This is a genomic window from Streptomyces sp. YPW6 (genome assembly GCF_018866325.1).
GTDB lineage: Bacteria > Actinomycetota > Actinomycetes > Streptomycetales > Streptomycetaceae > Streptomyces.
In genome coordinates this window covers 4,188,761-4,207,724 of the sequence record NZ_CP076457.1, presented here as the reverse complement: position 1 = coordinate 4,207,724, position 18,964 = coordinate 4,188,761, and the positions used below count along the sequence as shown (strand labels likewise).

At 73.7% G+C, this 18,964-nt stretch carries 17 protein-coding genes; 9 read left to right on the top strand and 8 right to left on the bottom strand.

Going from position 1 to position 18,964, the window contains the following annotated elements; genetic code table 11:
* The first annotated feature begins 62 nt into the window (after positions 1-62).
* Complete coding sequence (locus KME66_RS18690; protein WP_216323927.1) at positions 63-638, top strand: TerD family protein; 576 nt, start codon at positions 63-65, stop codon at positions 636-638.
* Between the two features lie 269 nt (positions 639-907).
* Positions 908-2,521: a M4 family metallopeptidase gene (locus KME66_RS18685; RefSeq protein ID WP_216323925.1), complete on the top strand. Its 1,614-nt coding sequence runs from the start codon at positions 908-910 to the stop codon at positions 2,519-2,521.
* 28 nt (positions 2,522-2,549) lie between these two features.
* On the opposite strand, the gene KME66_RS18680 is transcribed toward KME66_RS18685, so the two are convergent.
* The 3 genes from KME66_RS18680 to KME66_RS18670 all read right to left on the bottom strand — a co-directional run bounded on the left by KME66_RS18680 (position 2,550) and on the right by KME66_RS18670 (position 6,018).
* The gene (locus tag KME66_RS18680; protein ID WP_216323923.1) at positions 2,550-3,944 is read right to left on the bottom strand and encodes a M1 family metallopeptidase; all 1,395 of its coding nucleotides are present in this window, start codon (positions 3,942-3,944) and stop codon (positions 2,550-2,552) included.
* Between the two features lie 189 nt (positions 3,945-4,133).
* Positions 4,134-5,399, bottom strand: coding sequence for a hypothetical protein (locus tag KME66_RS18675; protein ID WP_216323921.1), 1,266 nt, complete (start codon positions 5,397-5,399; stop codon positions 4,134-4,136).
* A 61-nt stretch (positions 5,400-5,460) separates the two neighbouring features.
* Positions 5,461-6,018, bottom strand: a complete 558-nt coding sequence (locus tag KME66_RS18670) for a heme-binding protein (RefSeq protein WP_216323919.1) — start codon at positions 6,016-6,018, stop codon at positions 5,461-5,463.
* A 453-nt stretch (positions 6,019-6,471) separates the two neighbouring features.
* Between KME66_RS18670 and KME66_RS18665 the strand changes: the two genes are divergently transcribed.
* Both KME66_RS18665 and KME66_RS18660 read left to right on the top strand, forming a co-directional pair.
* Positions 6,472-7,725, top strand: coding sequence for a sensor histidine kinase (locus tag KME66_RS18665; RefSeq protein ID WP_253208599.1), 1,254 nt, complete (start codon positions 6,472-6,474; stop codon positions 7,723-7,725).
* Entirely contained in the window at positions 7,722-8,402 is a 681-nt protein-coding gene (locus tag KME66_RS18660; protein ID WP_253208400.1) for a response regulator transcription factor, read from the top strand. Before KME66_RS18665 ends, KME66_RS18660 begins: the two co-directional genes overlap by 4 nt.
* Positions 8,403-8,500: 98 nt before the next feature.
* Here KME66_RS18660 and KME66_RS18655 read toward each other — a convergent pair whose 3' ends face one another.
* Entirely contained in the window at positions 8,501-9,385 is an 885-nt protein-coding gene (locus KME66_RS18655; protein WP_216323917.1) for a hypothetical protein, read from the bottom strand.
* 101 nt (positions 9,386-9,486) lie between these two features.
* On the opposite strand from KME66_RS18655, the gene KME66_RS18650 reads away from it, so the two are divergent.
* Positions 9,487-9,984 (top strand): hypothetical protein, encoded by a 498-nt coding sequence (locus tag KME66_RS18650; RefSeq protein WP_073225961.1) that lies wholly within the window; start codon positions 9,487-9,489, stop codon positions 9,982-9,984.
* A 21-nt stretch (positions 9,985-10,005) separates the two neighbouring features.
* On the opposite strand, the gene KME66_RS18645 is transcribed toward KME66_RS18650, so the two are convergent.
* Complete coding sequence (locus KME66_RS18645) at positions 10,006-10,698, bottom strand: pentapeptide repeat-containing protein (RefSeq protein ID WP_253208399.1); 693 nt, start codon at positions 10,696-10,698, stop codon at positions 10,006-10,008.
* A 94-nt stretch (positions 10,699-10,792) separates the two neighbouring features.
* Here KME66_RS18645 and KME66_RS18640 point away from each other — a divergent pair, with 94 nt between their 5' ends.
* Both KME66_RS18640 and KME66_RS18635 read left to right on the top strand, forming a co-directional pair.
* Positions 10,793-12,040 carry an FAD-dependent oxidoreductase gene (locus KME66_RS18640; protein WP_216323912.1) on the top strand — a complete coding sequence of 416 codons (1,248 nt, stop codon included), beginning with the start codon at positions 10,793-10,795 and terminating at the stop codon, positions 12,038-12,040.
* A 77-nt stretch (positions 12,041-12,117) separates the two neighbouring features.
* Positions 12,118-13,119 carry a zinc-binding dehydrogenase gene (locus KME66_RS18635; protein ID WP_216323909.1) on the top strand — a complete coding sequence of 334 codons (1,002 nt, stop codon included), beginning with the start codon at positions 12,118-12,120 and terminating at the stop codon, positions 13,117-13,119.
* A 321-nt stretch (positions 13,120-13,440) separates the two neighbouring features.
* Here the strand turns inward: KME66_RS18635 and KME66_RS18630 are convergent, their stop codons facing one another.
* Positions 13,441-13,929: a GNAT family N-acetyltransferase gene (locus tag KME66_RS18630; protein ID WP_216323905.1), complete on the bottom strand. Its 489-nt coding sequence runs from the start codon at positions 13,927-13,929 to the stop codon at positions 13,441-13,443.
* Positions 13,930-14,197: 268 nt separating this feature from the next.
* Positions 14,198-15,112: an aminoglycoside phosphotransferase family protein gene (locus KME66_RS18625; RefSeq protein WP_216323902.1), complete on the bottom strand. Its 915-nt coding sequence runs from the start codon at positions 15,110-15,112 to the stop codon at positions 14,198-14,200.
* Positions 15,113-15,441: 329 nt separating this feature from the next.
* Here KME66_RS18625 and KME66_RS18620 point away from each other — a divergent pair, with 329 nt between their 5' ends.
* Complete coding sequence (locus KME66_RS18620; protein WP_073225979.1) at positions 15,442-16,842, top strand: FAD-binding oxidoreductase; 1,401 nt, start codon at positions 15,442-15,444, stop codon at positions 16,840-16,842.
* A 22-nt stretch (positions 16,843-16,864) separates the two neighbouring features.
* Here the strand turns inward: KME66_RS18620 and KME66_RS18615 are convergent, their stop codons facing one another.
* Positions 16,865-17,311, bottom strand: a complete 447-nt coding sequence (locus tag KME66_RS18615; RefSeq protein WP_073225984.1) for a MarR family winged helix-turn-helix transcriptional regulator — start codon at positions 17,309-17,311, stop codon at positions 16,865-16,867.
* A 142-nt stretch (positions 17,312-17,453) separates the two neighbouring features.
* Here KME66_RS18615 and KME66_RS18610 point away from each other — a divergent pair, with 142 nt between their 5' ends.
* On the top strand, positions 17,454-18,923 hold the full coding sequence (locus KME66_RS18610; RefSeq protein WP_216323899.1) for an MFS transporter: 1,470 nt from the start codon (positions 17,454-17,456) through the stop codon (positions 18,921-18,923).
* Positions 18,924-18,964: the final 41 nt, after the last annotated feature.

The window sequence follows — 18,964 nt, the reverse complement described above, 5'->3', positions numbered from 1 at the left end:
CGGGTGACGGGTAGCTTTCGTGATGGCACGAAGCCCGCACACGACGAGGAAAGGGACTTCCCATGGCAGTAAGCCTGTCCAAGGGCGGCAACGTCTCGCTCACCAAGGAGGCACCGGGCCTGACCGCCGTCACGGTCGGCCTCGGCTGGGACGTCCGCACCACCACCGGCACCGACTTCGACCTCGACGCCTCGGCGATCGCGGTCGACGCGGGCGGGAAGGTCGTCTCGGACGGCCACTTCGTCTTCTTCAACAACAAGTCGACGCCGGACCAGACCATCGTGCACACCGGTGACAACGTCACGGGTGCCGGCGAGGGCGACGACGAGCAGATCAACGTCAACCTGGCGGGCCTGCCGGCCGACGTCGACAAGATCGTCTTCCCGGTCTCCATCTACGACGCCGAGACCCGCAGCCAGAACTTCGGCCAGGTCCGCAACGCGTTCATCCGCATCATCAACCAGGCCGGCGGCGCGGAGATCGCCCGCTACGACCTGAGCGAGGACGCCGCCACCGAGACCGCCATGGTCTTCGGCGAGCTCTACCGCAACGGCGCCGAGTGGAAGTTCCGCGCGGTGGGCCAGGGGTACGCCTCCGGTCTGCGCGGCATCGCCCAGGACTTCGGCGTCAACCTCTGACACCTCGTCCCGGCGCACCACAGTCCCACCGGAGCCCCCGGCCGCGATCGCGGCCGGGGGCTCCGGCCTGTGTGAACGCTCGTCAGGCCGCGCCCCTCACACCGCAGAAATCCGCCACTTCACCGAATACCGGACAGCGGGACACTCCATTCGCACAAGAACTGGTCAAAAACTTGTGAGGCAATTGTCGGCACACCGTCAAATTCGCTCATTCGGTGGCACGCTCTCCGCTCGTAGTCCCCCCACAGGACGACCGACGGAGAACACACATGAACCTCCACACCACCCCCCACAACTCCCGTACCCCGCACACCACTCGCCGGCTCGCGGCACTCGCGGCCGTGGCCGCGATGGTCGTCGCCGGCGTCCAGGCCGGATCGGCCGTCGCCACGCCCGACGACACCGCCCGCACCTCCGCGGCGAAGCCCGCCACGGCCGCCGCCCTCGGTGTGAACCCCTCCGCGCAGCGCGCGACGGCCATCACGTCGGCGCAGGCACAGGCCTCCTCGGCGGCGAAAGCCCTGAAGCTGGGCGGCCGGGAGAAGCTGATCGTCCGCGACGTCATCAAGGACGCCCGGGGCACGGTCCACACCCGCTACGAGCGCACCTACGACGGCCTGCCCGTACTCGGCGGCGACCTCGTCACCCACACCACCGCCGCCGGAAAGCTGAAGAGCGTCGACAAGGCGACCGACGCGAAGATAGCCGTGGCGTCGACGACGCCGGAGCTGAAGGCCGCCGCGAGCGCCCGCAAGGTGATCTACGCGGGCCACGGCAGTGCGTCCGTGCTCGCCTGGGAGACCGTCAGGAAGGGCGTGCAGAAGGACGGCACGCCCAGCCGCGTCCACACCGTCACCGACGCCACCACCGGCAAGAAGCTGCACAGCTACGAGGCGATCGAGACCGGGACCGGCAACAGCCAGTACAGCGGCGAGGTCGAGCTCACCACGACGACGTCCGACGCGGGCTTCGAGCTGACCGACGGCGAGCGCGGCGGCCACACGACGTACGACCTGAACCAGGGCTCGTCCGGCACCGGCGACCTCGTCACGGACGACGACGACACCTGGGGCGACGGCACGGGCGAGGACCGGCAGACCGCCGCCGTCGACGCCCACTACGGTGCTGCGAAGACCTGGGACTTCTACAGGACGGCCCTCGGGCGTGACGGCATCGCGGGCGACGGCAAGGCCGCCTACTCCCGGGTCCACTACGGCGAGAACTACGTCAACGCCTTCTGGGACGACAGCTGCTTCTGCATGACGTACGGCGACGGCGAGGGCAACAGGAACGCCCTCACCTCGATCGACGTCGCGGCCCACGAGATGACCCACGGCCTGACCTCCGCCACCGCCGGCCTGGAATACGCGGGCGAGTCCGGCGGCCTCAACGAGGCGACCAGCGACATCCTCGGCGCCTCGGTGGAGTTCTTCGCCGACAACGCCTCGGACGCCGGGGACTACCTCATCGGCGAGAAGATCGACATCAACGGGGACGGCACCCCGCTGCGCTACATGGACCAGCCCTCCAAGGACGGCAGTTCCGCCGACTTCTGGGACGAGAACCTCGGCGACCTGGACGTCCACCACTCCTCCGGCGTCGCCAACCACTTCTTCTACCTGCTCGCCGAGGGCAGCGGAAAGAAGACGGTCAACGGCGTCGACTACGACTCCCCGACCTCCGACGGCTCGACGCTGACGGGCATCGGGCGGGAGAAGGCGTACCAGATCTGGTACAAGGCGCTCTCCGTCTACATGACCTCCACCACCGACTACGCGGGCGCGCGCGTCGCGACCGAGAAGGCGGCGGCCGACCTGTTCGGCGCGGACAGCGAGGAGCTGAAGGCGGTCTCGGCCACCTGGACCGGGGTCAACGTCAAGTAGCCCCGGCCGTACGCGACACGGAAGCCGGTCAGCCCTCCCGGGCGGGCCGGCTTCCGCCGTACAGCCAGGCGTCCCAGAGCCCGGTGAGGTCCCGGCCGGTCTCCTTCTCGACGTACACGGTGAAGTCGTCGGTGGAGGCGTTGGCGTGCCGGTACTTCTCGGTCCAGCCCCGCACCAGCGCGAAGAACGCCTGGTCGTCGTCCATCGCGAGCCGGATCCGGTGCACGACCATGGCCCCGCGCCCGTAGACCGGCGGGTCGGAGAGATCGAGGGCGGCGGGCGGACGGGCGGGCGGGAAGGCCCAGTTGGCGTCGTCCTCGTACGCCTCGTCGAAGCTCTCCGCGACCGGTACGCCGTCGTGGTCGGCGGCCCAGAGCCACTCGGCGTACGTCGCGAAGCCCTCGTTCAGCCACATGTCCCGCCACGTCCTCGGGGTGACGGAGTTCCCGAACCACTGGTGGGCCAGCTCGTGGACGAGGAGGCCGGTGTCGGGCGGGCCGGGGAAGACGGGCCGGTTCTGGGTCTCCAGGGCGTACGTCGCATCGCCCGTGCGCTCCACGATCGCCCCGGCTGAGGTGAAGGGGTACGGCCCGAACCTGGCCCGCGACCACGCCAGCACCGCCGGGATCTCCGCCAGCACGTCCTCGCTCTCCGCGGCCGACTCGGGGTCCGCGGCGGTGAACAGGCGGATGCCCTCGGGGGTGCGCGCCTGCTCGGTGGTGAACCGGCCGACGGCCACGGTCGCCAGATAGCTCGCCATCGGCTCCGTGGTCCGCCAGTGGTAGGCGGTGCGGCCGTTCTCCGTGCGCCGGGCGGCCAACTGCCCGTTGGAGACGGCGGTCAGCGGGTCGGGAACGGTGACCTCGATGTCGTACACGGCCTTGTCGCTCGGGTGGTGGTTGCCGGGGAACCAGGCCATGGACCCAGTCGGCTCGCCGAGGGCGACCGCGCCGTCCGCCGTCCGCAGCCAGCCCTCCTGCTCCCCGTCGGCGTCGGTGATGGCCTGCGGGGAGCCGGAGTACCGCACGACGGTGGTGAAGGTGCGGCCCTCGCGCATCCGGTCGTCCACCGACGCGTCGGGGCGGATCGTCAGCTCCCTGCCCGCCCGGTTGACGGCGGCGGGCTCCCCCTCGACGGTGGCGCTCTCCACGTCGAGCCCGGCGAGGTCGAGGTGGAACGCGCTCAGGTGCTGGGTGGCGCGGGCGGTGATCGTGGCCGTGCCGCGCAGCAGCCCGGCGGCGGGGTCGACGTCGAGCTCCAGGCCGTAGTGGGTGACGTCGTAGCCGCCGTTGCCGAGCCCGGGGAAGTAGGGATCGCGCAGACCGGCCGCGCCCGGGGTCCCCTCGACGCCGCCGGAGCAGCCCGAGCCGAGGAGGGCGAGGGACAGCAGGAGGGGGGCGAAGGCCGGTACGCGGTGGTTCACCGGTCGATATTAGGGCGGTTCCGGTGCGGGGCCGCACGCCTGGGGGACGGCAGCCGCCCGCCCGCCTCGGCGGACGGGCGGGCGGCTTCCGGCTCCGGCTCCGGCTTCCGGCTTCCGGCTTCCGGCTTCCGGCTTCCGGCTCCCGGCTCCCGGCTCCCGGCTCCCGGCTCCCGGCTCCCGGCTCCCGGCTCAGAGGACGGCGATACCGAGTGGCCGGTTGCCCGCCGGCAGGCGGACCGGCTCGCTCCGCTCGTCGTCCAGGTCGACGACCGTGATCCCGTTCCAGTGGCCGTCGCGGGTGAAGCCGCCGGTGACGTACGCCGTGCCGCCGTCCGCCGACACCGCCACGTCCTCGTGCGGCCCGTCCAGCGGAACGACCCGCTCCGTGCCCTCGGGGGCGCGGACGGTGAGCGAGGGGTCCTCGTCGTCCGGGCCGATCGGGCCGGTGCCGACCACGAGGAGGGTGCCGTCGGGGGCGAGTGCCGCGCCGTGCTGGTGGGTGCCGGCCGTCATCCGTTCGATCGTCACCCGACCGGTGCGCGGGTCGAGCACGGCCAGCCGCTCCCCCTCGAAGGGCAGCAGCAGGTTGCCGTCCCCGGGGCGGACGACGGCGTAGTGCGGCTTCAGCCAGGAGCCGAGCCCGCCCTCCGTGCCGTACGGGGCGACCTCCATCCGCCGGGTCCTCAGCGTGTCCGCGTCCACGGCCTTCACGTCGAAGGAGTCGTGACCGGTGGCGTACACCTCGCGGCCGTCCGGCGAGACGTCCACGTCGAAGGGACGCCTGCCGACCGGCGCGGTGCCGGTGACCTGGCGGGTCGCGGTGTCGACGACCTCGACCGTGCCGTCCTCGCCGGGCACGTTGACCCCGACGTAGACGTGCTTCCCGTCCGGGGCCAGGGCGATGCCCATGCCGCCGCCCCGGTACTCGCCCGTGGTGACGGGGCCGGACTCCGTCACGTACGGGATCAGCGCGAGCCGGGTCCGCCGCCGGGTGTCGACGACCGCGACGCCCTCGGCGGTGGCGACCCAGGCCCGTCCGTCCTCGCCGACGACGAGTCCGTAGGGCGCGGTGCCGACCTGCACGGAGGCGAGGGGCGCCCCGCCCTCCCCGGAACCGTCCCGGCCGGGGTCGACGAAGGTCACGGTGTCGCTGCCGAAGTCGGCGACCAGGAGGGTGCCGTCGGGGGTACGGCCCGCGGGTGCGCCCGAGGGGCCGGGGGATGCCTCGGTGCCGGTCGGGGCGGACGCCGCGTCCGGAACGACGGGGTCCGCGTCCGTGGTGCCGGTGGCGCACCCGGCGAGCAGGGCGGCAGCGATCAGCGCGAGGCCGAGGCGGCGGACGCGCGATCCGGGCGTGCGTCGGAGCGCGTGGGGGCCGCCCCCGGTCGCGGTGCGCACCCGGTCGGTGCCGCCGGTACGTGCGGCGGTGAGCAGGGCGTGACCGAGGGCGTTCATGGGGACTCCGTTTCCGTCTGCCTAGCGGGGGTGATGGCGCCGGGACGAGGCGCGCGGGTGGCTACCGGGCGAGCGAGGCGACGCCGGCTCGGGCGAACTTCTCGTCGAGGTCGCCGCTGGGCGCGCCCGCCACGCCGATGCCCGCCACCGGGGCGCCCTTGACCTGGACCGGGGCACCACCGCCGAGGAACAGGGTGCCGGGGATGTCCTTCAGGTTCGGGGCCTGCTCCAGGCGCTCGACGAGGTCGGAGGTGGGGGCGTTCCAGGAGACGGCGGTGAACGCCTTCTTCACCGCGGACTCGGGGGACTGCGGCCCGGCGCCGTCGCCGCGCAGGGAGACGATGGTGTTGCCGTTGCGGTCGACCACCGCGACGGAGATCCGCTGGTTCTCCTTCTTCGCCGCGTCCAGCGTGGCCTGCGCGGCCTTCGTGGCGGCGGCCACGGTCAGATGCGTCGTCTGCTGGAGGTTCCGGTTGCCGGTGTCGGCCTTGACCGCGGCGGCGGGGGCGGCGGCCGGGGAGGAGGCGCTCGCGGACATCGCGCCGAACGTCCCGGCCCCGAGAGCGGCAGCGACGGCGGCGCTGGTGACGACACGGGTACGCAGCGACAGCTTCTTCATGATGGCTCCTTGGTGATCCGGGGCGGCCCGGTGAGGTGAGGTGTGCGGTGCGAGGCGGCCCGGAGTGGTCCGGCGTTTCGCTCCGGTGTCGATCCTCCGGGCGGAACCGGCCCCGTACGGTCGGCGTACCGGCTGGAAGCGGCGGGCGGGACGGCCGACGCCCCCGTCAGCCGATCGGTTGATGCGGGGGTGGCCGGATCAGGTCACCATGGAGGGGTTTACGCAGGTCAGCGACGGAACGCGAGGGACGTGGTGGAGCACCGCAGCGGTTCGCCGGACCCCGGCGGCCCCGGCGCCGGCCGGCATGCCGGCGCCGGCCCCGGAGGACGCGTGGACGGCGGCAGCCCCGGCGGACCGGCGGACGGCGTCGTTCCCTGCGGACCCGGCAGCAGCCCGCATGCCGACAGCGGCCCCGGCGTCGGCCCGCATGCCGATGGCAGCCCCGGCGGCTCTGTGGACGGCGGGGCCGAGGCCGGTGGTCCCGGGGCCGCCGGGCCCGACCCCGACGCCCGCTGGCTCGCGCTCCTCATGCACGCCGCGTTCTTCCTGCTGCTCGGCGCCTCGCTGGCCCGGTTCCTGATGCGGCACCCCGGCGAGGCCCGCACTCCGTGGATCATCGCCCTGTCGATCACCCTGGCGGTGCTCTATCTCCTCGGCCCCGTCCTCGGCTCGCGTCCCACCCCGCGCCGGCTCGTCTGGCTCGCGGTGCTCGTCGTCGTGTGGATGGTGCTCGTCGTCCTCGCGCCGAGCTTCGCGTGGTGCGCGGTGCCGCTGTTCTACACCGGGCTGCGGATCCTGCCGCCGCGTGCGGCCCTCGCGCTGGTCGCGCTGCTCACCGTCTTCGTCGTGGCCGCGCAACTGCGGCTGGCCGACGGGTTCGACCCGAACCTGGTCCTCGCCCCGCCCGCCGTCGCCGCGGTGGCGACCGCGGTCTTCGTCCATATGCAGCGCCAGGCGGTACGCCAGCGGGAACTGGCCGCACGCCAGCGCGAGCTGATCGACGACCTGTTGCGGACCCGGCGCGAACTGGCCGCCACCGAACGGCGCGAGGGGACCCTCGCCGAGCGCCAGCGGCTCTCCATGGAGATCCACGACACCCTGGCCCAGGGCCTGTCCAGCCAGCAGATGCTGCTCCAGGCCGCCGACCGCACCTGGAGCGCCGATCCGGACGCCGCCCGCCGCCATGTCCGTACGGCCACGGGCATCGCCGAGCGCAACCTCGCCGAGGCCCGCCGCTTCGTCCACGACCTGGCCCCCGCCGACCTCGCGGAGGGCGGCGGGCTGGAGGCGGCCCTGCACGCACTGGCGGCTCGCGAGAGCGCCCAGGCGGAGGGCGCGCTCACCGTCCACTGCCATGTGGAGGGCACGGGGCACGCCCCGCTGCCGGACCGGGTGCAGTCCGCCCTGCTGCGCATCGCCCAGGGGGCCCTGGCCAACGTCCGGGAGCACTCCGGGGCGACCGCCGCCGGGCTGACCCTGACCCATCTCGACGACCGGGTGGTCCTGGACGTCGGCGACAACGGCCGGGGCTTCACCGCGGAGCCCGAGGGCGCACCCGGCGCCCGCGCCGTCCGGGGCCACGGGCTTCCGGCGATGCGGGCCCGGGTGCGCCAGCTCGGCGGAACGCTCACCGTCGAGTCGGCGCCGGGCGAGGGCACCGTGCTCTCCGCCGAGGTCCCGCTCACCACCACGGAGGCCCCCACATGACCGGCGAGGCGAACCCCAAGCCCGGCGCGGCCGACCCAGCCCCCGCTCCCGCTCCCGCTGCCGTGCGCATCCTGCTCTGCGACGACCATGCGGTCGTCCGGGCCGGACTGCTCGCGCTCCTCGGCAGCGAACCGGACATCGAGGTCGTCGGCGAGGCGGGCAGCGGTGAGGAGGCGGTGGTGCTCGCCGCGCGCCTGAAGCCGGACGTCGTCCTCATGGACCTCCAGCTCGGCGAGGGCATCGACGGGGTCGAGGCGACCCGACGCATCGCGGCCGACGGCACGGTCCACGTCCTGGTGCTGACCACGTACGACACCGACGCCGACATCACCCGCGCCATCGAGGCGGGGGCCACCGGCTATCTGCTGAAGGCGGAGCGCCCGGAGGAACTCTTCGCCGCGATCCGGTCCGCCGCCCAGGGCCGCACCACGCTCTCCGCCCCCGTCGCCAGCCGGGTGATGGCCCGGATGCGCAGCCCCCGCCCCAGCCTCACCGACCGGGAACGCGACATCCTGGCCCAGCTCTCCCAGGGCCTCGGCAACCGGGACATCGCCCGTGCCCTGTTCATCAGCGAGGCCACGGTCAAGACCCACCTGGGCCGGATCTACGACAAGCTCGGCGTCGACACCCGCGCGGGCGCGGTGTCGGTGGCGAAGGAGCAGCGACTGCTGCCGTGAGCCCGGGGGCGAGACGCGTCCGGGCTCACGCAACCTGCGGCCGGAAGTCGCGGCCTCGGCCGGCCGGCCGAGGCATACCGCCGGTGCTGGATCAGCGCTCAGCCGTCGCCGAACACCGCGTCGGCGGTCTGCGCGGTGACGGCCCGCTCGAACCACACGTCGAGCACGGCGAGGTCCGTGCAGGAGCTGATGCGCTCGCGCGCCTCGTCCGGCACCGCGACACCGCGCACCTCCAGAATCCGCAGGATGTCCTCGGCGCGCCCCTCGACCCGCCCCTCGGTCCGGCCCTCGTCGCGGAAGCTTTCGGCGACGAAGCCGCGGAAGTGGCTGAGACCAGTGCCCATGAGGTTCCTCCAGATCTCACGAGCCGGGGAGTTCCCCAGACCCGCCTCGGTGAATTCGGCGAAGACCGCCGCGGCATCGGCGTCCGTGCCCCGGAGCGCCTCGGCGAGCGCGTCCAGTATGGCAGCGATGTCGGGATCATGACTATGGGTGATGGCCGAGAAGACGGCCATCGGGATGTCCTCGGCCGCCGTTGCGGCCTCCAGAACCCTGGGTACGTTGTGCGGCCCGAGCACCAGAGGGGAGACGACCAGGCTCGGGTGCCTGTCGAGACCGATACGGATCGGCTCGGCCGCCCACTCCGCGGTCCCCTTGTCCCGGCAGACGACCAGGAGAACGCACGGGTAGCGGAACTTCGCATAGAGGTGGGCCAGGTAGTACGCCCAACTGCTGCGCTTGTCCGGGTCCTTCTTGCTCTGCGCCTCGATCGCGAGCAGCAGGGAGCCCCCGCCCTCCAGATCGATCCGCATAAGGGTGTCCACATGCCGTTCCAACGGTCTGATCTCCGTGAGATCCGTATCCATCAGCGAAACGGCGACGGGCTCCGGGAAGGGAATGCCCAAGGTGCGGAAGGCACTCGCGAACAGACCCGGATTCTTCTGGAAGATCCGATGATGAGCCTCGTGCGACGAACTGACCATGAACCGGACTCTAGAAGCGTCTTGCATATGCCGTAGGCAGATTCAGGATGCTTCACCCGATCGTGGAAATCCGCCCCTCGCGGGCATGACACCATCGATCCGTGCTCGACATCGGCTACTCCCTCTCCCGCCGCTTCCCCGACCCCCCGCAGACCGACTACCGCCGCGCGGACGTCCGGGCGCTGCGGCACGACCTGTTCTCCGGCGACGTCTACCTCGCGGACACCACGGCGGACCGCGAGCTGTCCACAGCCTGGGGATGGGTGCCGGTGCTCGACTTCGCGTGGGCGCTGTGCGACATCGTCGAGCGGATCGACCAGGACCCGCGCGGCAACCGCTCGCACCGGCGGCAGTACGCGGAACTGGACTTCACCGAGTCCTCGGACGTCATGATCTTCGAGCGGCGCTTCGGCTGGGTCGACGTCGAGGCGGACTGGATGCCCGGCGACGAGCCGCCGCTCACCTTCAGCCACTCCCTCCTGCGCCGCGAGGCCCGCGACTTCCTGCACGACCTGATCGCCGACCTGGCCGACATGCACGACGGTCTCGCCGACAACCCCGTGATCTGGGACCTCCAGGCCCGCTTCCCCCGTATGTGAGGCTCCGGCGGACCTACGCCCTCACGCCTCCACCCGCACCCCGATCTGCGCCGCGAACGCCGGGGCCAGCTCCATCAGCTGTGCCGGGCTGATCACCGCGCCCGCCAGCCGGTCCACGCCCCGGGCGATGTCCAGCTCGGCCACCGCGCGCAGGTCCACCGACTCCATCCGCGCACTGCTGAAGTCCGCCCGCTTCAGCACGCAGTCCCGGAACTCGACCCGGACCAGCTGCGCGTCCCCGAAGTCCGGCTCGGCCAGCACGCAGCCCTCGAAGACGACGTCCTTCAGCCGGGCCTTGCGCAGATTCAGGTAGTCGATCTTGCCGCCCCGCACCACCACCCGCTCCAGCACCGCCCCGTGCAGCTGCACCCCGCCCAGCCGGGCGTCCACCACCTCCACGTCCCGCAGCGACGCCTCCGCGAGGTCCGTGCCCACACCCCGTACGCCCGTCAGCACCGCGTCGATGAAACGGGCCCGCGCCAGCTCCGCCCGGTCCAGGGCGCAGCCGTCCAGGGCGCAGTCCATGAAGCGGGCTCCCCGGCCGGAGGCGTCCGCCAGGTCCACCCCGTCGAACCGCACCCCGTCGTAGTCGCCGTCCGGCTCCAGGCCCTCCCCGTCGTACGGAACGAGCGGGGGCAGCCGCACCTCCGGCCGCCGCGCCGCCGTCACGCCCATCATGCTCTTCTTCCTGCCGCTCACTGCCATGCCCTCCATCGTGACGCACACCACTGACAACGCCCCGCCGCCGATGTCACGGGCCGCCGCCCCCGATCCGTCGCATGACCAAAGAAGCGAAGGAGATCCAGCCATGGGACACAGGGAACACACGGAACGCACAGGGCGCACGGGGCGGTCGGGACAGGCGGGGCACGTCCACGTCGTCGGCGGCGGTCTCGCCGGACTCACCGCCGCGATCACCGCCGCCGAGTCCGGCGCGCGCGTCACCCTGCACGAGGGCCACCGGAACCTCGGCGGCCGGGCCCGGACGGCCGACGGCCCGTACCGCACCAACGAGGGGCCCCACGCCGTGTACCACCGAGGGCCGTTCGGCACCTGGCTGGCCCGGCGCGACCTGCTCGGCCCCGTCGTCGCCGTACCGCCCCGCGAAGGGCTCCGCTTCCGCTTCCGGCGGGCGGGGGCCCTCCGCACGCTGCCGCCCGCCGCCCTGCTGCGGCTCTCCCGCCGGGACCCCCGTACGGCCCCGGTGGACGGCGCCTTCCGGGAGTGGGCCACCGGTCAGGTCGGGGAGGACGGGGCCCGGGCCGCCGCGAACTTCGCCGCCACCGCGCTCTTCCACCACGACCCGGGCGCGCTCTCGGCACGGTTCGTCCAGGAGCGTCTGCGCCGGCTGACCGCGCTTCCCCCCGAGGCCCGCTATCCGGTCGGCGGCTGGGCCCGGCTCGTCGAGCGGATGGCCGCGCACGCCCGGGGCCTCGGTGTCCTGGTCGAGACGGCCGCCCGCGTCGACACCGCCGCGCTCGGTGAGCTGGCCCGGACCGGCCCGGTGGTCGTCGCCACCTCCCTCGGCGCCGCCCGCGCCCTGCTCGACGACGCCTCCCTCACCTGGGAGAGCGGCCGCACCGTGCTCGTGGACCTGGCGGTACGCACCCGGCGCGGCGACGCGTTCGTCGTGTCGGACCTGGACGCGCCGGGCTGGCTGGAGCGGTTCACCGCCCAGGACCCGTCGCTCGCCCCGGCCGGCGAGCAGCTGCTCCAGGGCCAGTTCGCGATCGGCCCCGACGCACGGCGGGCGGAGGGCGTCGCCCGTGCCGAGGCCCTCCTCGACCTCGGCTTCCCCGGCTGGCGGGAGCGGACCACCTGGCGCGTCGAGGCCCTCGCCGACGGCCGTACCGGAGCCGTGGACCGCCCCGGCACCACCTGGCGGGACCGGCCCTCCGTGGTCCGGGGTGACGGCGTCTTCCTGGCGGGCGACCAGGTCGCCGCCCCCGGGCTCCTCAGCGAGGTCTCCTTCACCAGCGGCCGCGAAGCCGCCGAGCTCGCCGTGCGGGCCGCTGGACGGCGCTCCACGTCCGGGGTTGACCTCAACCAAAGCTGAGGTACGAGGGTGGGGGCACGGCCCGCCGCTGCGGTGGGCCGTACCGGACCGCCGGACCGCGCCCTGAGGAGCCCGTCATGCACGCCGTACGCCTTCACGCCTTCGGCCCCGCCGAGAACCTCGTGTACGAGTGGACCGAGGACCCCGTCCCCGGCCCCGGCCAGGTCCGTATCGCCGTGGCCGCGGCCGGGGTGCACCTCCTGGACACCGTCCTGCGGGAAGGGGAGGCGGGCCCCAGTCCGGCCCCCGCCGGCCTGCCCACCGTCCCCGGACGGGAGGTCGCCGGGACCGTCGAGTCGGTGGGCGAGGGCACGGACCCCGGCTGGCTGGGCAAGCGCGTCGTCGCCCACCTCGGCACGGCGCCCGGCGGGTACGCCGAACGCGCCGTCACCGGGGCCGACCGGCTCCACGAGATCCCCGGGGGGCTCGACGCCGCCGCGGCCGTCGCCATGATCGGCACCGGGCGCACCACCCTCGGCATCCTCGGGTTCACCCCGCTCGGCCCCCGCTCCGTGGTCGTCGTCACGGCGGCGGCGGGCGGCATCGGCACGCTCCTCGTCCAGTACGCCGGGAACGCGGGCGCCACCGTGATCGCCCTGGCCGGAGGCCCGGCGAAAGTGGCACGGGCGACGGAGAACGGGGCCGGCCTCGCCCTCGACTACACCCGGCCCGACTGGCCGCTCCGGGCCCGGGAGTACCTCGACTCGACCGGCCCCCGGGCCACCGTCGTCTACGACTCCGTCGGCGGGACCACCGCCCGCGCCGCCGTCGACCTCCTGGGCCCCGGCGGACAACACGTCGTCTACGGCTGGTCCGGCCAAGGGCTCCGCGGCGGGGAACCCCTCACCTTCACCGCCGCCGAACTGGCCGAACGCTCCATCACGTCCACAGCCGTGCTCGGGCCGGAGATGATCGAGCGGGGCGGCGGCCTGCGCGCCCTGGAGACCCGCTCCCTCGCCGAGGCGGCGGCCGGCCGGCTGCGCCCTGCCGTCCAGCGCTTCCCGCTCGCCGAGGCCGCCGCCGCCCACCGCGCGCTGGAGACCCGGGGCACGATGGGCAAGGTGGTCCTGGAGCCCTAACCGCTCCGCGCCCGGGGCGCCCGGCCCCCAGGCGGCCCCGAGCCAGACCACCCAGGGCCCGGCAGCCCCGGGCCAAGCCGCCCCAGGCCAGGCAGCCCCGGGCCAAGCCGCCCCGGGTTAGGCAACCCCGGGGCCGCCTGGCCGCCGGGAACCTCGGCCAAGGGCTGCCCCGTAATCCCTGCCGGATCAGCGCGCGGCGTCAGATGCGGTGCATCGCAACGCGGAGGGACGTCCGCATACGGGATGTATTCGGGCGTTCCGACAACGCGGCGAGGCGCCGTAGCTGTCGTCGTGCGCCCGGCAGGGATTGCGGGACAGCCCTCAGGAGGTGCCGCCGCCCCCGAGTCGCGCCAGCGCCCCGTCCGTCAGGCGGTACACCGTCCACTCGTCCTGCGGGCGTGCGCCCAGCGACGCGTAGAACGCGATGGACGGGGCGTTCCAGTCCAGGACCGACCACTCCAGCCGCTCGTATCCGCGCTCCACACAGATCCGGGCCAGCTCCGTCAGCAGCGCCTTGCCGTGGCCGCCGCCGCGCCGCTCGGGGCGGACGTACAGGTCCTCCAGGTAGATGCCGTGCACCCCGCGCCAGGTGGAGAAGTTCAGGAACCACAGGGCGAACCCGATGACCTCGCCGCCGTCGTCGTCGGCCGTCGCCACGTGCGCGTACGCGGCGGGCCGGTCGCCGAAGAGGGCCTCGGCCAACTGCTCCTCGGAGGCGACGACCTCGTCGAGAGCCTTCTCGTAGGCGGCGAGTTCACGCACCAGGGCGTGCAGGACGGGAATGTCGTCGGGTGTGGCGATACGGATCATGGACGCAGCGTAGACAGCCCGCCGCCCGGCCACACGCCGATGCCCCGGCAAACCGGCCACCCCGGCCACCCGCCGCTCTCCCGGGTGTGCGGCCGTCCCCGGCCACCCGGGCGCCCCCTCCGCGGCACCCCACAGCCGTTCTGGAGCACCCGGCCTTCCCGGACCACCCGGCCACACACCGTTCTCCCAGGTGTCCGGCCGTGCTCGGCCTCCCGGCCGTCCCCGACCACCCGGCCACCCCCGGCCGCACCCGGTCCCGCCGCCGCCCTCACCGCCCCAGCAGCCTCCGCGCGATCTCCGCGTGGTCGGGGGCGAGCCGGGCCTCCCCCTCCGCGGCACCCCACAACCCGTTCTGGAGCACCCGGCCCAGCGTCCAGGCCCGCGCCCGCTCCCGGTCGCGCTCCAGGCCGAGGGCCTCCGTCAACGCGTCGAACCGCCACACCACCTCGTCCGCGTCGAAGAGGTTGTCCAGCGCCGGGAACAGCTCGAAGCCCGGGTCCCCCGCCAGCGGCTTCGGGTCGAGGGCGATCCACTCCCCCGCTCGTCCCGCGTCCGCGCGCCCGGCCAGGACGTTGTCGTAGTGCAGGTCCCAGTGCAGCAGCCGGTCCCCCTGCTCGCCCGCCACCTCCCGTACCGCCGCCGCGCAGTCGGCGAGCAGCCGCCGGTCCGCCGCGTCGGCCAGCAGGCCCACCCGCTCGGGCGCCACCGCGAGCATCCGCTCCGCCACGCCGCCCAGCGTGCGCAGCCCCGCGGGCGCGGGCACCGCCACCAGCCGGGCCAGCACCGAGCCGAGCGTCTTCACCGCCTCCCGCACGTCGGTCTCGCCGGACAACGGCCGCCGCTCGTCGAGCCGTTCCAGCAGCAGCGCACCGCTCTCCGGGTCGTGGCCCAGCAGCTCCACCGCCCCCGCGCCCGCCGCCGACCAGGCCCGCAGGGCGACCGGTTCGCCCGCCGTCTCCTCGTCCACCGCCTGGAGCTTCAGCGCGGCGGGCCGCCCGTCCGCCTCCCGCACCACGGGCAGGACGAGCGCGCACATCCCGTACATCGACGGTCCGTCCGGCCGCAGCCCCCACCGCTCCAGCAGACGCGCGGCGAGGTCCGGAAGCCCGGCGACGAAGGCCCGCCCGGCCGCTCCGTTGAAGCGGGACTGGGTCGCGACGAGCTCCTCGGGAATGTCGATCACGCCGCCGATCCTAGGGAGGAACGGGTCGCGTAAGGAGCGAATATCCAGGGCCGGAACGGCACGGGAGCTCACCGGGACGGAAGCGGCACGACGTCCGCGGAGCCGGAACGGCACGCAAGCCCCCCGGACGGGACCGGCGCGCAAGTCCGCGGAGCCGGAACGGCACGCGTGCCCGGGACGGGACCGGCACAGAAGCCCGCGCGGCCGCAGCCCCCGGAACCGGAACCCCCCGGGCCCGCAGCCCCCGGAGACGAAACCGCCGCGCGCGCAGTAACGTCCCGCCACACGTACGCTCGGCCATCTCACCGGACAGGGACACCAGGGGCATCATGAGCACCGTCAGTACCGCCGTCGGCGGCATATCGTTCTGGTACGCGCAGGAGGGCACCCCCGCCCCGCGCGAACCGCTCCCCGGCGACACGAGCGTCGACGTCTGCATCGTCGGCGGCGGCTACACCGGCCTCTGGACGGCGTACTACCTCAAGAAGGCCGTCCCCTTCCTCAACATCACCGTCCTGGAAGCCAAGTTCTGCGGCTACGGGGCCTCCGGCCGCAACGGCGGCTGGCTGTACAACGGCATCGCGGGCCGCGACCGGTACGCCGGGCTGCACGGCCACGAGGCCGCCGTACGGCTCCAGAAGGCGATGAACGAGACCGTCGGCGAGGTCGTCAGGACCGCCGCCGAGGAGGGGATCGACGCCGACATCCACCAGGGCGGCGTCCTGGAGGTGGCCCACACCCCGGCCCAGCTCGCCCGCCTCAGGGACTTCCACAGCGTCGAGATCGCCTTCGGGGAGAGCGACCGGCTCCTGTACGGCGCCCGCGAAACCGCCGAGCGCGTCCGGGTGACCGGGGCCGTCGGCTCGACCTGGACCCCGCACGGCGCCCGGCTGCACCCGGTCAAGCTGGTCAAGGGGCTCGCGGACGCGGTGGAGGCGCTCGGCGTCACCCTCCACGAGTCGACCCCGGTCACCGAGATCAAGCCCAAGCACGCCGTCACCCCGTACGGCACGGTCCGCGCCCCGTACGTCCTGCGCTGCACCGAGGGCTTCACCGCGAGCCTCAAAGGCCAGAAGCGCACCTGGCTGCCGATGAACTCCTCCATGATCGTCACCGAACCGCTGCCCGCCCGGATCTGGGACGCGCTCGGCTGGGAGGGGCGCGAGACCCTCGGCGACATGGCCCACGCCTACTTCTACGCCCAGCGCACCGCCGACGACCGCATCGCGCTCGGCGGGCGCGGCCATCCGTACCGCTTCGGCTCGGCCACCGACAACGACGGCCGCACCCGGGCCTCCACCGTCACCGCCCTGCGCGACCTGATGGTCCGGCTCTTCCCCGTCACGGCGGGCGTCCACGTCGACCACGCCTGGTCGGGCGTGCTCGGCGTCCCGCGCGACTGGTGCGCCACCGTCACGCTCGACCGCTCCACGGGCCTGGGACACGCGGGCGGTTACGTCGGCTCGGGCGTCGCCACCGCCAACCTCGCCGCCCGCACCCTGCGCGACCTGATCCAGCAGGACTCCGGCCAGGCGGGTCCCACCGACCTCACCACCCTGCCGTGGGTGAACCACAAGGTGCGCCGCTGGGAGCCCGAGCCGTTCCGCTGGCTCGGCGTCCACGGCATGTACGCGGCCTACCGCGCCGCCGACCGCCGCGAGACGGCCTCGCCGCGGCCCGGCACGGACCCCATCGCGAAGGCGGCGGACCGGATCGCGGGACGCCACTGAGAGAGGACCGGGCCACCCGGGATCAGTCGCGGGGCCAGGGCCGCCCGTCGAGGCGCTCGATGGAGAGGTTCAGGCGGCTGAGGGAGGCGGCGAGCTGCTCCGCCTCCTGCGGGGACCAGTCGGCGAGGACCTTCGCGAGGCCGGCCACGTTCCTGGTCCGGTCGCTGTCGAGGCGGCGTGCGCCCTCCTCGGTGATGGCGAACTTGCGGGCGATCCCGCCGTCGGGGTCCGGGATGCGTTCGACGACCCCGGCCCGCAGCATCGCGGCCGTCTGCCGGTTGAGGGTGGAGGCGTCCAGCCGGAAGGCGTCGCCGAGCTGCCCGATGGACATGGGCCCCTCCGCCTCGATCCGGCTGAGCAGGATGTAGGCGGAACGGTCGAGCTGCCAGTCCGCGCGCGGGGTGACCATGTGCATGTACCGGCCGAGCAGCATCGTCTCTCGTTCGATCCGGTCGATGGGCTTGTCCACGCGCTCTTCCTTCGTTGACCCGGCCCCCACCATAGATGTGCAGAATGCACATGCCATGCATGATGCATATCTCATGTATCTTGCACAGTCGAACACCGGCAGTGCGTCGACCGCCCCGGAGGGGCAAGAGGGAGCAGTACCCGTGGAGAGTTCACCCCCCGCACCGCGCCCGGGAGGCGTGGTCGGCATACTCGCCTTCGCCGGGATCGTGGCGGCGCTCACACAGACCCTGGTGGTGCCGCTCATCGCGGAGCTGCCGAAGCTGTTCGACACCTCGGCGTCCAACGCCTCCTGGGTCATCACCGCCACGCTGCTCGCCGCGGCGGTCGCCACACCCGTGGCCGGCCGGCTCGGCGACATGTACGGCAAGCGGCACATGCTGCTGCTCTCGCTCGCCCCGCTGGTCATCGGCTCGGTGGTCTGCGCCCTGTCCTCGTCCGTGGTCCCGATGATCGCCGGACGCGGCCTCCAGGGGCTCGGCATGGGCGTGGTCCCGCTCGGGATCAGCCTGCTGCGTGACGTGGTCCCGGCCGAGAAGCTCGGCGCCTCCATCGCGATCATGAGCGCGTCGATGGGCGTGGGCGGCGCGCTCGGCCTGCCGTTCGCCGCCGCCATCGCGGAGAACACCAGCTGGCGGGTGCTGTTCTGGGTGGTCGCCGTGCTGGCCCTGGCGGTCGGCGCGCTGGTTCTGACCCTGGTCCCCGGGGACCGCCCGGCCACCCGGTCCGGACGCTTCGACCTGCCCGGGGCCGTCGGCCTCGGCGCCGCCCTGATCTGCCTGCTGCTCGCGGTGTCCAAGGGCGCCGACTGGGGCTGGGGGAGCGCCACCACGCTCGCCCTGATCGCCGCCGCCCTGGTGCTGCTGCCCGCCTGGGGCTGGTGGGAGCTGCGGCAGACCGACCCGCTGGTCGACCTCCGGGTGACCGCCCGCCCCCAGGTCCTGATGACGAACACCGCCTCGGTCCTGGTCGGCTTCGCGATGTACGCCCAGTCCCTCGTCGTGCCCCAGCTGCTCCAGCTGCCCGAGGCCACCGGGTACGGGCTGGGCCGGTCGATGCTCGCCATGGGGCTGTGGATGGCACCGGCGGGCCTGATGATGATGGCGATGTCCCCGGTCGGCGCGAAGGTGTCCGCGGCCAAGGGCCCCAAGGTCACCCTGGCCGTCGGCAGCCTGCTCATCGCCGCCGGCTACGGCCTGTCCGTACCGCTCATCGGCTCGGACTCCCCGTGGGGTCTGCTGCTCGTCACCCTCGTCTGCAACTCGGGCGTCGGCTTCGCGTACGGGGCGATGCCCGCGCTCATCATGGGCGCGGTCCCGCAGTCCGAGACCGCGTCGGCGAACAGCTTCAACGCCCTGATGCGCTCGATCGGGACCTCCTTCGCGGCGGCGGTGATCGGCGTCGTCCTGGCGCGGATGACCACGGACTTCGGCGGCTTCCCGCTGCCCTCCGAGGGCGGCTTCCGGGCCGCGATGCTGATCGGCTGCGGAGTCGGTCTCGCCGCCGCGGCCGTCGCCGCGCTCATCCCCGTACGCCCGGCGACCGCACTGCTCCCGCCCGCCGCGGGGACCGGACCGGCGGAGGCGCCGGAGGCGTCGGAGGCCAAGGCCTGAGCGACGCCCGGGGCCCGGCGCTTCAACCGCCGGGCCCCGGG

Excerpts from the sequence above, each read along its gene's own strand:
- KME66_RS18655 (WP_216323917.1), bottom strand. The coding sequence starts at position 9,385 with ATGGTCAGTTCGTCGCACGAGGCTCATCATCGGATCTTCCAGAAGAAT.
- KME66_RS18670 (WP_216323919.1), bottom strand. The coding sequence starts at position 6,018 with ATGAAGAAGCTGTCGCTGCGTACCCGTGTCGTCACCAGCGCCGCCGTC.
- KME66_RS18645 (WP_253208399.1), bottom strand. The coding sequence starts at position 10,698 with ATGGAGGGCATGGCAGTGAGCGGCAGGAAGAAGAGCATGATGGGCGTG.
- KME66_RS18675 (WP_216323921.1), bottom strand. The coding sequence starts at position 5,399 with ATGAACGCCCTCGGTCACGCCCTGCTCACCGCCGCACGTACCGGCGGC.
- KME66_RS18620 (WP_073225979.1), top strand. The coding sequence starts at position 15,442 with ATGAGCACCGTCAGTACCGCCGTCGGCGGCATATCGTTCTGGTACGCG.
- KME66_RS18635 (WP_216323909.1), top strand. The coding sequence starts at position 12,118 with ATGCACGCCGTACGCCTTCACGCCTTCGGCCCCGCCGAGAACCTCGTG.
- KME66_RS18640 (WP_216323912.1), top strand. The coding sequence starts at position 10,793 with ATGGGACACAGGGAACACACGGAACGCACAGGGCGCACGGGGCGGTCG.
- KME66_RS18630 (WP_216323905.1), bottom strand. The coding sequence starts at position 13,929 with ATGATCCGTATCGCCACACCCGACGACATTCCCGTCCTGCACGCCCTG.
- KME66_RS18660 (WP_253208400.1), top strand. The coding sequence starts at position 7,722 with ATGACCGGCGAGGCGAACCCCAAGCCCGGCGCGGCCGACCCAGCCCCC.
- KME66_RS18685 (WP_216323925.1), top strand. The coding sequence starts at position 908 with ATGAACCTCCACACCACCCCCCACAACTCCCGTACCCCGCACACCACT.
- KME66_RS18690 (WP_216323927.1), top strand. The coding sequence starts at position 63 with ATGGCAGTAAGCCTGTCCAAGGGCGGCAACGTCTCGCTCACCAAGGAG.